The 11,510-nt window shown below is 69.4% G+C and carries 11 protein-coding genes; 6 read left to right on the top strand and 5 right to left on the bottom strand.

Going from position 1 to position 11,510, the window contains the following annotated elements; genetic code table 11:
* The first annotated feature begins 154 nt into the window (after positions 1-154).
* From OP498_RS16695 to OP498_RS16675, 5 genes are all read left to right on the top strand, one after another.
* Positions 155-751: a DUF4124 domain-containing protein gene (locus OP498_RS16695; protein WP_280549722.1), complete on the top strand. Its 597-nt coding sequence runs from the start codon at positions 155-157 to the stop codon at positions 749-751.
* A gap of 481 nt (positions 752-1,232) precedes the next feature.
* The gene (gene glnL, locus OP498_RS16690) at positions 1,233-2,279 is read left to right on the top strand and encodes a nitrogen regulation protein NR(II) (RefSeq protein ID WP_280549724.1); all 1,047 of its coding nucleotides are present in this window, start codon (positions 1,233-1,235) and stop codon (positions 2,277-2,279) included.
* Positions 2,272-3,684 (top strand): nitrogen regulation protein NR(I), encoded by a 1,413-nt coding sequence (gene glnG, locus OP498_RS16685; RefSeq protein WP_280554483.1) that lies wholly within the window; start codon positions 2,272-2,274, stop codon positions 3,682-3,684. The genes glnL and glnG overlap by 8 nt, the downstream gene beginning before the upstream one ends.
* Before the next feature lie 119 nt (positions 3,685-3,803).
* The gene (locus OP498_RS16680) at positions 3,804-5,153 is read left to right on the top strand and encodes a deoxyguanosinetriphosphate triphosphohydrolase (protein ID WP_280554482.1); all 1,350 of its coding nucleotides are present in this window, start codon (positions 3,804-3,806) and stop codon (positions 5,151-5,153) included.
* A gap of 7 nt (positions 5,154-5,160) precedes the next feature.
* Positions 5,161-5,949, top strand: a complete 789-nt coding sequence (locus OP498_RS16675) for a ribonuclease I (RefSeq protein ID WP_280554481.1) — start codon at positions 5,161-5,163, stop codon at positions 5,947-5,949.
* On the opposite strand, the gene OP498_RS16670 is transcribed toward OP498_RS16675, so the two are convergent.
* Positions 5,950-6,861: a nuclease-related domain-containing protein gene (locus tag OP498_RS16670; protein WP_280549743.1), complete on the bottom strand. Its 912-nt coding sequence runs from the start codon at positions 6,859-6,861 to the stop codon at positions 5,950-5,952.
* A gap of 95 nt (positions 6,862-6,956) precedes the next feature.
* Between OP498_RS16670 and OP498_RS16665 the strand changes: the two genes are divergently transcribed.
* Complete coding sequence (locus OP498_RS16665) at positions 6,957-7,835, top strand: NAD-dependent protein deacetylase (protein WP_280554479.1); 879 nt, start codon at positions 6,957-6,959, stop codon at positions 7,833-7,835.
* On the opposite strand, the gene OP498_RS16660 is transcribed toward OP498_RS16665, so the two are convergent.
* From OP498_RS16660 to OP498_RS16645, 4 genes are all read right to left on the bottom strand, one after another.
* Positions 7,816-8,190 (bottom strand): translation initiation factor Sui1, encoded by a 375-nt coding sequence (locus OP498_RS16660; RefSeq protein ID WP_280549749.1) that lies wholly within the window; start codon positions 8,188-8,190, stop codon positions 7,816-7,818. The two genes, OP498_RS16665 and OP498_RS16660, sit on opposite strands and share 20 nt — an antisense overlap.
* A 108-nt stretch (positions 8,191-8,298) precedes the next feature.
* Positions 8,299-8,982, bottom strand: coding sequence for an HAD-IA family hydrolase (locus OP498_RS16655; protein WP_280549755.1), 684 nt, complete (start codon positions 8,980-8,982; stop codon positions 8,299-8,301).
* A 196-nt stretch (positions 8,983-9,178) separates the two neighbouring features.
* Complete coding sequence (gene fba / locus OP498_RS16650) at positions 9,179-10,243, bottom strand: class II fructose-bisphosphate aldolase (protein WP_280549756.1); 1,065 nt, start codon at positions 10,241-10,243, stop codon at positions 9,179-9,181.
* Between the two features lie 88 nt (positions 10,244-10,331).
* On the bottom strand, positions 10,332-11,498 hold the full coding sequence (locus tag OP498_RS16645) for a phosphoglycerate kinase (RefSeq protein ID WP_280554478.1): 1,167 nt from the start codon (positions 11,496-11,498) through the stop codon (positions 10,332-10,334).
* Positions 11,499-11,510 lie beyond the last annotated feature (12 nt).

Raw genomic sequence — 11,510 nt, 5'->3', positions numbered from 1 at the left:
GCGAGATTGCATCATCCCCTTCTTGGATAGTGTATGAAAGAAAGGGGTTCCGCCATGGCGGAACCCCTTTCTTTCATACACTATCCAAGAAGGGGATGATGCAATCTCGCATGGCCGTTGCCGTCGGGCGGCGGCGACGACGCAGGGGGTAGGCATGAACAAGGCACTCGTGATTCTGGCGCTGGGGCTCTCGGTCAGCCTCGCGGCCCAGGCCCAGACCATCTATCGTACCACCGACGCCCAGGGCAACGTGGTGTTCACCGACAACCCGGAGCGCGGCGGCGAGGAGGTCGACCTCAAGCCGCTGACCGTGGTGCCCGGCCGCGACGAGACCCGCGAGGCCGGGGCGCCGGCCGTGGTCGGCGGTAGTGGCAGCGGCAGTGGCGGCGGGACAGCCGCCGGGCCGGGGCAGCCCTTCATGCCCTACGATAGCTTCGGCATCCTCTCGCCCCGCCAGGAGGAGACGCTGCCCACCGGGGCCGCCGGCAACGTCCAGGTGACCCTGGGCATCCAGCCGGACCTGCGCGAGGACCATCGGGTGCGCCTGCTGGTGGACGGCCGGATCAGCCAGACGGCCATGCACACCGATACCTTCGTGCTCAACAACTTGAATCGCGGCGAGCATGTGCTGCAGGCCGAACTGCTGGATGCCAGTGGCGCGGTGCGCCATCGCACGTCGCCGGTGACACTCTACGTGCAGCGGGCCAGCGTCAACCTGCCCCAGAACCCCAACAATCCAGCCAGCAATTAGCTTCCCCTTCGCCGGCCACATCGGCCGCTGTGTCCGGACGGCACCCACAGGCCCTGTCGCGAGCCCCTGCCACGCGACGAGGGGCGCCTCGATGCCTTCGAACATGCCGACCGGGTGAGCGAGGGCAGCGCCTTCGAGCACCTGGAGCGATTGCGCGACGACGCTACCTCACGCCACCCCGATGACGAACGGGAGTGGCCGGCAACCCCGCACCATCGCCACCCACCTCGTGCCTTCCCGTTTCCGGAGGGGCGCTGACCTTCCTGCTCGACGTTCTCCCGCTGCACGACATTGGGCGTTCGGCACTTCCCTGCACTAAAGTGGTGCACAAAGCCGGTGCGCCCCTGCCCCGATACGGCGCCATGCCGTGCGCCATGGAGTGGCGCGCTTCTTGCAAATGTTTTGAAAGACAAGTCTTGAAAGACAAGTCGTGAGAGCGCCTCTCGAGGGAGGCCACCATCGGACCGGGCAGGACCTCTCCATGTACCAACGCTTGATGGAACACCTCACCACGGCGGTGCTGCTGCTCGATGGCGAGCTGCGGCTGCGCTGGATGAATCCGGCCGCCGAGGCGCTGCTGGCGATCAGCCTGAGTCGCCTCAAGGGGTTGCCCCTGCCCTCCCTGGTGGACGGCGGATCGGAGGTCGGCGAGCTGCTGGCCAAGGCGCGCGACGAGTTTCACCCCTTCACCCAGCGCGAGGCGCGCCTGACCCTGGTCACCGGCGAGGTGCTGACCGTCGACTACACCGTCTCGCCGCTCTCCGCCGACGAGCTGCTGTTGGAGGTGGAGCCTCGCGACCGGCTGCTGCGCATCTCTCGGGAGGAGGCGCTGCAGACCCGTCAGGAGACCATCAAGGTGCTCGCCCGGGGGCTGGCCCACGAGGTCAAGAACCCCCTGGGCGGTATCCGCGGCGCGGCCCAGCTGCTGGAGCGCGACCTCGACGACCCCGGCCTTAAGGAGTTCACCCGCATCATCATCGAGGAGGTCGACCGGCTGCGCGACCTGGTCGACTCCATGCTGGGACCCAACCGGATGATTCGCCACGAGCCGCTCAATATCCACAAGGTGCTGGAGCGGGTGCGCTCGCTGCTGATCGTCGAGCAGCCGGGGGTGTGGGTCGAGCGCGACTACGACCCCAGCCTGCCGGACCTCGCCGGGGACGAGTCCCAGCTGATCCAGGCCGTGCTCAACGTGGCGCGCAATGCCGTGGAGGCCATGACCGAGGCCGGCATCGCCGCGCCGCGGCTCACGCTGCGCACCCGCGCTCGCCGCCAGTTCACCCTGGGCGCCGAGCGCCACCGGCTGGTCTGCGAGGTGGCGATCATCGACAACGGGCCGGGCATCCCCGCGTCGCTGCGCGAGACTCTCTTCTATCCCATGGTCTCCGGCCGCGCCGAGGGCAGCGGCCTGGGGCTCTCCATCGCGCAGTCGATCCTGCACCAGCACCATGGGCTGATCGAGTGCGACTCCGAGCCCGGCCATACCCAATTCCGATTGCTGATTCCGCTGGAGAAGCGCCATGACTGATGTCGCACGCGTGGTGGTCATCGACGACGATCGCGCCATTCGCTGGGTGCTGGAGCGTGCCCTGGCCCAGCCCGACCTCGAGGTCGAGACCGTCGATCGGGCCGATCGTGCCCTGGAGCGCCTGCTCGAGGCGCCGCCGGACGTGCTGGTCACCGATATCCGCATGCCGGGCATCGACGGTCTGGACCTGATGGCCAAGGTGCGCGAGGTCCATCCGGAGCTGCCGGTGATCGTGATGACGGCGCATTCCGACCTCGACAGCGCTGTGGCCTCCTATCAAGGCGGCGCCTTCGAGTACCTGCCCAAGCCCTTCGACGTGGACGAGGCCCTGGCCCTGGTGCGACGGGCCGTGGCCCATGCCCGCGAGCGGCGTCGTCCGGTCAGCGTGCCCGAGGGGCTGGATGCCGAGATCATCGGCGAGGCCCCGGCCATGCAGGAGGTGTTCCGCGCCATCGGCCGACTGTCGCACTCGCACATCACCGTGCTGATCAACGGCGAGTCGGGGACCGGCAAGGAGCGGGTGGCCCGGGCACTGCACCAGCACAGCCCGCGGGCTGGCAAGCCGTTCATCGCCCTGAACATGGCGGCGATCCCCAAGGACCTGATCGAGTCGGAGCTGTTCGGCCACGAGAAGGGCGCCTTCACTGGCGCGACCGCCCAGCGCCAGGGACGCTTCGAGCAGGCCGACGGTGGGACCCTGTTCCTCGACGAGATCGGCGACATGCCCGCCGAGACCCAGACCCGCCTGCTGCGGGTGCTGGCCGACGGCGAGTTCTACCGGGTGGGAGGGCACACCTCGGTGAAGGTGGACGTGAGGATCATCGCCGCCACCCACCAGAACCTGGAGACCCTGGTGGAAGACGGGCGCTTCCGCGAGGACCTCTTCCACCGCCTCAACGTGATCCGCGTGCATCTGCCGAAGCTGGCCGAGCGTCGCGAGGACATCCCGCGGCTGGCGCGCCACTTCCTGGCCGAGGCGGCCAAGGAGCTCACCACCGACGTCAAGGTGCTGACCCCCGAGGCCGAGACTCACTTCACCCGGCTGCCCTGGCCGGGCAACGTCCGCCAGCTGGAGAATACCTGCCGCTGGCTGACGGTGATGGCCTCCGGTCGCGAGGTCCTCGTCGAGGACCTGCCGCAGGAGCTGCGTGAGCCCGGCGCCACCGAGGGCAACGCCGGCGACTGGCGCACCGCCATCCGCGACTGGGCCGACCGGGCCCTGGCCGCGGGCCACACCCACCTGCTCGAGGAGGCGGTGCCGGACGTCGAGCGCATCCTGATCGAGACGGCGCTCAAGCACACCGGGGGACGCAAGGGCGAGGCCGCCGAGCTGCTGGGCTGGGGGCGCAACACGCTCACCCGCAAGCTCAAGACGCTGCTGCCGGCGCTGGCAGACGGGGAGTAGGCTTGGTTACAAGCGGCCCAGCCGCCAGGCGTCGTGTTCCGTGCTAGCTGTGATCTCTCGGTAGGCTGGGCGCCGGCGCTCGGGGCTGCCAGAATGGGCCATCCAAGGAGAGAACACCCATGACGCAGATGAGCTGGGAGCGGCTGCTCGATCCGGGTCGCCTGCATGACCGGCGCGGCGAGCGCCCCGGTGGCGGCCGCGACGAGATCGGCCGCAGCCCCTTCCACAAGGACCACGACCGCATCGTCTTCGCCGGCTCCTTCCGGCGCCTGGGGCGCAAGACCCAGGTCCACCCGCTGACCGACAACGACCATATTCACACCCGGCTGACTCACTCCCTGGAAGTGGGCTGCGTGGGGCGCTCGCTGGGCATGATCGTCGGCGAGCGGCTGAGTGGCCGGCTGCCCGACTGGATCACCCCGGCGGACTTGGGGGTGATCGTGCAGGCCGCCTGCCTGGGCCACGACATCGGCAACCCGCCCTTCGGCCATGCCGGCGAGTACGCCATCCGCGACTGGTTCGCCCGCGCCGCGGCCGATGGCAGCGGCCTGCTGGAGGGGCTCTCGGCGCCCGAGCGCCAGGACCTGCTCACCTACGAGGGCAATGCCCAGGGCTTTCGCATCGTCACTCAGGTGGAGTACAACCAGTTCCGCGGTGGCATGCGCCTGACCACGGCGACGCTCGGCACCCTGCTCAAGTACCCCTGGACCGTGGAGCACGGCGGGGCGGCCGGCAAGTTCGGCTGCTACCAGAGCGAGCGCGAGCTGCTGGCCGAGGTGGCCGAGCTGTTGGGCCTGCTGCCCCGCGGCGAGGGGCGCTGGTGCCGCCACCCGCTGGCCTGGCTGGTGGAGGCCGCCGACGACATCTGCTATGCGCTGCTCGACCTGGAGGATGGCCTGGAGATGGGCATCCTGCGCTTTGAAGAGGTCACCGAGATCCTGATCCAGATCGCTGGCGGCGAACCCGCCGACTACGCCACCATGCAGCGCCATGGGGTCTCCCAGCGGCGGCGCATCGCCGCCCTGCGCGGCGCGGCCATGGAGCGGGCGGTGAACGACGTGGGGGCGGTGTTCGTGCTGCACGAGGCCGAACTGCTGGGCGGGCGCCTCAAGGACGACCTGCTGGAGCTCTGTCACCCGGACCTGGGCTGGGGGGTGAAGGCGGCCAAGCAGCTGGCCCGCGAGCGGATCTTCCAGAACGAGCGCAAGGCCAAGCTGGAGATCGGTGCTTATACGACGCTGGGAATACTTCTGGAGGCCTTTATCGGTGCCGCCCATGAGCTGCACCATACCGGCCGGTCCACCTTCAAGCACCAGCGCGTGCTGGCGCTGATCGGCGAGAACACCCCGCGCCCTTCCTGGAGCCTCTACGACAGCTACCGGCGCATGCTCGACTTCATCGGCGGCATGACCGACCACTACGCCGTGGACCTGGCCCAGGAGATGGGCGGCCGGCTGCGGGGGGATTGAGATGGCGATGCTGCGGGCCGCAGCGGCTGGTTGGCGAAGTGCGCTGCTCGGGCTGGTGCTGCTGCTGGCGGCCTTGCCGTCCCTGGCCGAGGCACCCCTCGAGGGGCTTCCGGCCGAGGGCTTCGACCACTACACCCTGGCGCTGACCTGGCACCCCGGCTTCTGCGAGAGCCGCTCGCGCCCACCCCGGGAGTGCCGTGAACCGGACCTGCGCGAGGGGGCCGAGCGGGGCTTCGTGCTGCACGGCCTGTGGCCCTCGCTGCCCGCGCGCTTCGCCGAGCGTGGCATCGACCGGCGCCGCTGGTGGCGCGAGGGCTGCTTCCTCGAGACGCCGCGACCCGACGGCAGCTTCTGCCGCGCTCATCCGCCTCTCGACCTGCCGGAAGCGCTGGGCGACGCCCTGGACGCCGCCATGCCGGGGCGTGCCAGCTGCCTGGGCCGCTACCAGTATGCCAAGCACGCCGCCTGCCTGGCGTTGCCCGAGGCGGCGTACTTTTCGGCCTCGGTGGCCCTGGTCGAGCGGGTCAACGCGAGTGCCTTTGGTGCCTTCGTGACCCTCAACCAGGGCGGCGAGGTGGCGCGCAATGACCTGATCAATGCCTTCGAGGCGGCCTTCGGTCAGGACACGGGGCGTGCGCTGCGGCTGGAGTGCGGTGGGCGCGGCAATCGCCTGCTCACCGAGGTGCGCATCGGGATCGCGGCCGCTCGCCTGGCGGACTTCCCGGCGGCCGAGAGCCTGGTGCGCCAGGACCGTGGCCGCTGCGCGACCCGGGTGCGGATCACCACCTTCGACTGATCAGACCGAGGGGCCCGCCAGGGTCGGCAGGTCCAGCAGGCTGGCGCGATGGCGCAGGACCGTGATCACCGCGTCGTGGGTGGCATCGTCGACCTCGCCCAGCCGGGTCGCGGTGAGCTGCCTGGCCAGGTCGCCGCCACCGACCACCAGCAGGTCGTCCGCTGCCTGGCTGGTGTCGATCTCCCAACCGGGCAGGGCCAGCACGCCCTTGACCGGTACCGGACCGCCGACCTGGCGTTCGAGCCAGCCGGTCAGCCAGCGCGTGGCCTGGCGGGTCTTGCGCAGTGGGCGACGCTCGTTCCAGCCCGGGAAGCGCAGGCGATCCGGCTCCACGGCGACCAGGCTGACCTCGCGGCCGCCGGGCGTGATGGCGGGGGTGCGGGCGCGGGTCTCGACCACGAAGATGCCGTGGGGGGTGACCGCCACATGGTCGATGGTATAGCCATCGCCGGGCACGTCGTGGAAGACGTAGTAGGGGTGCGCCTCGGGGCGGATCATCCGCTCGAGCTCCTGGCCCACGGCGAGTTCGCAGGCCAGTCCCAGCTTGAGCCGGCGGATGCGCTGGAAGTCGCGGATCAGCAGGAAGCAGAACACCAGTGCCAGCAGGGTGCAGAGCGCGCCGTAGAGCGCCCACTCGATCCAGTTCTGCTCGCTGGAAAAGAGCATGCGGCCCATGCCGTAGACCAGCGGCGCCAGGGTGACGATGGGGCCCAGGGCGCCGTCGAGGAAGAGGCCGGCGAAGGCGCGGTCGAGGCGGTCGCGCAGGGCCTGTCCGGGCTCGCGCAGCGGGTGGGCGTCGAAGGGCGAGCGCACCCGGGCATCGTGCAGGTTGCGCAGCGCCATCACGATCACCGCGGTGGCCGCCAGCGGGAACAGGAAGATCAGCGGGAGCAGGTATTCCAGCCAGGCCATCGGGATTCCTTGCCCTGAGGGGGGGAGGGTCCATTCTAGACAACCTCCCCCTCGCGGGGCCATGCTCTTTCGGTGTGATTGGTGAGGGGGCGAGTGTGAATCAGGTTCTGAGTGGCACCTCCGGTGATCTTGAGGCGCTTGCCGACTTCGTCGCGCGGCACCCGCGCCTGGCGGTACTTACCGGCGCCGGCATCAGCACCGCCAGCGGCATTCCCGACTATCGCGACGACCATGGCGATTGGAAGCGCCCGCCGCCCATGCAGCACCAGGTGTTCATGGCCAGCCATGCGGCGCGCCAGCGCTACTGGGCACGGGCCCTGGTGGGCTTTCGTACCCTGCAGGAGGCCAGGCCCAATGCGGCCCACGCGGCCCTGGCGCGGCTCGAGGCGCTGGGCCATGTCAGCGGGGTGATCACCCAGAACGTTGATGGCCTGCACCAGCGGGCCGGCTCGCGGCGGGTGATCGACCTGCACGGCCGTGCCGACATGGTGCGCTGCATGGGCTGCGGTGCCCGGCGCATGCGCCATGACCTGCATGCCGAGCTGGCCGAGCGCAACCCGCACTGGCTGGAGGCCGGCGCCCGGGCGGGCCCGGACGGCGACGCCGACCTGGAGGCCGACTTCTCGGGGTTCCGGGTGCCCGACTGCACGCGCTGCGGCGACGGCATCTACAAGCCCGACGTGGTGTTCTTCGGCGACAGCGTGCCGCGCACCACCGTGGAGGTCGCCTTCACCCTGCAGGCCGAGAGCGATGCGCTGCTGGTGGTGGGTTCCTCGCTGATGGTCTTTTCCGGCTTCCGCTTCGCCCGGGCGTCGGCCCGGGAGGGCCGGCCCATCGCCTGTCTCAACCTCGGCCGCACCCGGGCCGATGCGCTCTATGCGCTGAAGGTAAACGCCCCGGCCGAGGCCCTGGCCTCGCTGTGCGAGCTGCTGGCGGGCGGCGCGCCCCGAGGCATCAACCGCCGGCCAGCCTGACCCGGTAGCCGCGCTTCTCGAGTTCGCCCTTGAGCAGCTCGCGGTGGTCGCCCTGGATCTCGACGACGCCCTCCTTGACCGCCCCGCCAGTGCCGCAGCGCTTCTTCAGTTGCTTGGCCAGAGCCTTGAGCTCGCCTTCGGGCAGCGAGATGCCCTCGAGGGTGGTCACGCCCTTGCCCTTGCGGCCGCTGGTCTCGCGGCGGATGCGCACGATGCCGTCGAGCTCGGCCAGACGGGCCCGTTCGGCCAGCTCGGCACACTCGCACTCGGCCAGGGGCCGGCGGCACTCCGGGCAGGTATCGCCATGTTCGGTGGAGTAGACCAGGCCGCCGAGCTGATCCTTCAGGGATGCCATGTCGGCCTCCTCGCGTTCGAGAGTGTCCGGACGATGATAGCCCTGGCGTGGGCGGTCTGCATCCGCGGCCGCTGTCCACAGGCGGTGTGGCAGGAGGAGCGGTGGATATCAGGCGTGGGCAGCCAGGGCGCGGCCACTCTCCAGGTGGCCGATCACCGTGGGCAGCTGGAACATGTTGCTGATCATGATGGCCCCCTCCGGCGTTTCCTCGACGTCGGGGAAGCGATTGAGGTGGATCACCGTCATACCGGCCGCCAGCGCGCCCCTGACGCCCACCAGGGCATCGTCGATGACCACGCACTCCTCCGGCGCGAAGCCCATCAGGCTGGCGGCATGGCGGAACAGGCAGGGGTCGGGCTTCCAGCAGTTGGCCGTATAGGCGCTGAACAGGCGCTTGCCGAATACCTCGGCAAGCCCGGTGGCCTCGAGCGAGGTACGGATCTTGTTCTCCGGGCCATTGGAGACCACCCCCATGGGATGGCCGGCGAGAGCGGCCAGCGCCTCGGTGGCGCCATTGATGGCGATCAGCTCGCTGGCCAGGCGTCGGTTGAGGTTGGCGCGCATGCGACACTCGAGGGTGTCGAGTCGCGCCGGGTCCACGTGGCCGTGGCGGCGCTCCAGTTCGGCGACGATGTGGCGAAAGCGGGCCCCGCGGAACTCTCCCATGTAGTCGCTGGCCTGGAAGGGCAGGCCGGCGTCGGTCAGGCTCGACGACATCTCGTCGGCGAGCAGTGGCTCGCTGTCGACCAGGGTGCCGTCGCAATCGAAGAGCAGGCAGAGGGGGCGTGCCATCACCGGGCCTCACGAAGAATCAGAACGTTATATGCTCATTGTTACAGATGTCGGGTCTTCCTGCCCAATATTAAAGCCCAGTTTCCCTTTTTTGTGAACAGTGTTCTTGAATGGTGCGATGCGGCATCGGCGATGCCTGGCGCGCAACGACAAGGGCGGCCCCTTGGGGCCGCCCTGACGGTTCAGGCTGACGGGATCACGATACCTTGGGGTCGAGCTCGCCGCGCTCGTAGCGCAGGTACATGGCTTCGAGGTCGATCGGCGTGATCTTGCTGGCCTGGCCGGCGGTGCCGAAGGCCTCGTAGCGCGCCTTGCAGATCGCCTTCATGGCCGCCGTGGAGGCCTTGAGGAACTTGCGCGGATCGAACTCGGCGGGGTTCTCGGCCAGGAAGCGGCGCACCGCCCCGGTGGAGGCCAGGCGCAGGTCGGTGTCGACGTTGACCTTGCGCACGCCGTGGCGGATGCCCTCGACGATCTCTTCGACCGGCACGCCGTAGGTCTCGGGCATCTTGCCGCCGAACTCGTTGATGATCTCCAGCCACTCCTGGGGCACCGACGAGGAGCCATGCATCACCAGGTGGGTCTCCGGGATGCGCTCGTGGATCTGCTTGATGCGCTGGATGGAGAGGGTGTCACCGGTGGGCGGCTTGGTGAACTTGTAGGCGCCGTGGCTGGTGCCGATGGCGATGGCCAGGGCGTCGACCCCGGTGGCCTTGACGAAGTCGGCGGCCTCTTCCGGGTCGGTGAGCAGCTGGTCGTGGTCCAGCTTGCCCGCGGCGCCGATGCCGTCCTCCTCGCCGGCCATGCCGGTCTCCAGGCTGCCCAGGCAGCCCAGCTCGCCCTCCACCGAGACGCCACAGGCGTGGGCCATCTCCACGGTGCGGCGGGTGACGTCGACGTTGTAGGTGTAGTCCATCGGGGTCTTGCCGTCCTCGCCCAGGGAGCCGTCCATCATCACCGAGGAGAAACCGAGCTGGATGGAACGCTGGCAGACGGCGGGGCTGGTGCCGTGGTCCTGGTGCATGACCACGGGGATGTGCGGGAACTCCTCCACGGCGGCCAGGATCAGGTGGCGCAGGAAGGGGGCGCCGGCATACTTGCGGGCGCCGGCGGAGGCCTGGACGATCACCGGCGAGTCGGTCTCGTCGGCGGCCTCCATGATGGCGCGCATCTGCTCGAGGTTGTTGACGTTGAAGGCCGGCACGCCGTAGCCATGCTCGGCGGCGTGGTCCAGCAGCTGGCGCATGCTGATCAGAGCCATGGATTCACCTGTTCTGTATAGATAGGACGTCATGACGGCGTGGCCGCGGTGGCCGCGCCGGATAGTGGATATCGAGGGAGCGGGTGGCTCAGTGTGCGGCGGCGTCTTCCAGGGCCTTCACCGCCGGCAGGGTCTTGCCTTCCACGTACTCGAGGAAGGCGCCGCCGCCGGTGGAAATGTAGGAGACCTGGGCCTCGATGGCGTACTTGTCGATGGCCGCCAGGGTGTCGCCGCCGCCGGCGATGGAGAAGCCGTTGCTCTCGGCGATGGCCCGCGACAGCGCCTCGGTCCCCTTGCCGAACTGGTCGATCTCGAACACGCCCACCGGGCCGTTCCACAGGATGGTGCCGGCATCCTTGAGCAGGCCGCCCAGGCGGCCGGCGGTCTTCGGGCCGATGTCGAGGATCATCTCGTCGTCGGTCACCTGGTCGACCGGCTTGACCACGGCCTCGGCCGACTCGGAAACCTCGGTGGCCACCACCACATCAGAGGGCAGTGGAATCTCGACCCTCGCCATCAGTGCCTTGGCCTGGTCGACCAGGTCGGCCTCGTGCAGCGACTTGCCGACGTTGTAGCCGGCCGCGGCGATGAAGGTGTTGGCGATGCCGCCGCCGACGATCAGCTGATCGCAACGCTCCGAGAGCGCATTGAGGACCTCGAGCTTGGTGGAGACCTTGGAGCCGCCGACGATGGCGACCATGGGGCGTGCCGGGGTGGCAAGCGCCTTCTCCAGGGCGTCGAGCTCGGCGGCCAGCAGCGGGCCGGCGCAGGCGGTGGGGGCGAAGCGCGCCACGCCATGGGTGGAGGCCTGGGCGCGGTGGGCGGTGCCGAAGGCATCCATCACGAAGACGTCGCAGAGCGCGGCGTACTGCCGGGCGAGCGCCTCGTCGTCCTTCTTCTCACCCGAGTTGAAGCGCACGTTCTCCAGCAGCACCACTTCGCCGTCGGCGACCGTGACGTCACTGCCCAGGTAATCGGCGACCAGGCGTACCGGGCGGCCCAACAGCTCGCTCAGGTGTTCGGCCACCGGGGCCAGCGAGAACGCCTCGGCCGGCTCGCCCTCGGTGGGACGGCCCAGGTGGCTCATCAGCATCACCCGGGCGCCGCCGTCCAGGGCGGCCTGGATGGTCGGCAGGCTGGCCCGCAGGCGGGCGTCGCTGGTCACCTTGCCGTGCTTGACGGGCACGTTCAGGTCTTCGCGGATCAGCACGCGCTGGCCGTTGAGGTCGAGGTCGGTCATCTTGCGCACGTTCATGGGAGCAGGTTC

Origin of the sequence: Halomonas sp. 25-S5 (assembly GCF_029889845.1) — a bacterium.
Taxonomy (GTDB): Bacteria; Pseudomonadota; Gammaproteobacteria; order Pseudomonadales; family Halomonadaceae; genus Halomonas.
The sequence above is the reverse complement of the archived record's forward strand: the minus strand, read 5'-3'. Positions and strand labels throughout refer to the sequence as shown.

Excerpts from the sequence above, each read along its gene's own strand:
- OP498_RS16695 (WP_280549722.1), top strand. The coding sequence starts at position 155 with ATGAACAAGGCACTCGTGATTCTGGCGCTGGGGCTCTCGGTCAGCCTC.
- glnL (WP_280549724.1), top strand. The coding sequence starts at position 1,233 with ATGTACCAACGCTTGATGGAACACCTCACCACGGCGGTGCTGCTGCTC.
- glnG (WP_280554483.1), top strand. The coding sequence starts at position 2,272 with ATGACTGATGTCGCACGCGTGGTGGTCATCGACGACGATCGCGCCATT.
- OP498_RS16680 (WP_280554482.1), top strand. The coding sequence starts at position 3,804 with ATGACGCAGATGAGCTGGGAGCGGCTGCTCGATCCGGGTCGCCTGCAT.
- OP498_RS16675 (WP_280554481.1), top strand. The coding sequence starts at position 5,161 with ATGCTGCGGGCCGCAGCGGCTGGTTGGCGAAGTGCGCTGCTCGGGCTG.
- OP498_RS16670 (WP_280549743.1), bottom strand. The coding sequence starts at position 6,861 with ATGGCCTGGCTGGAATACCTGCTCCCGCTGATCTTCCTGTTCCCGCTG.
- OP498_RS16660 (WP_280549749.1), bottom strand. The coding sequence starts at position 8,190 with ATGGCATCCCTGAAGGATCAGCTCGGCGGCCTGGTCTACTCCACCGAA.
- OP498_RS16655 (WP_280549755.1), bottom strand. The coding sequence starts at position 8,982 with ATGGCACGCCCCCTCTGCCTGCTCTTCGATTGCGACGGCACCCTGGTC.
- fba (WP_280549756.1), bottom strand. The coding sequence starts at position 10,243 with ATGGCTCTGATCAGCATGCGCCAGCTGCTGGACCACGCCGCCGAGCAT.
- OP498_RS16645 (WP_280554478.1), bottom strand. The coding sequence starts at position 11,498 with ATGAACGTGCGCAAGATGACCGACCTCGACCTCAACGGCCAGCGCGTG.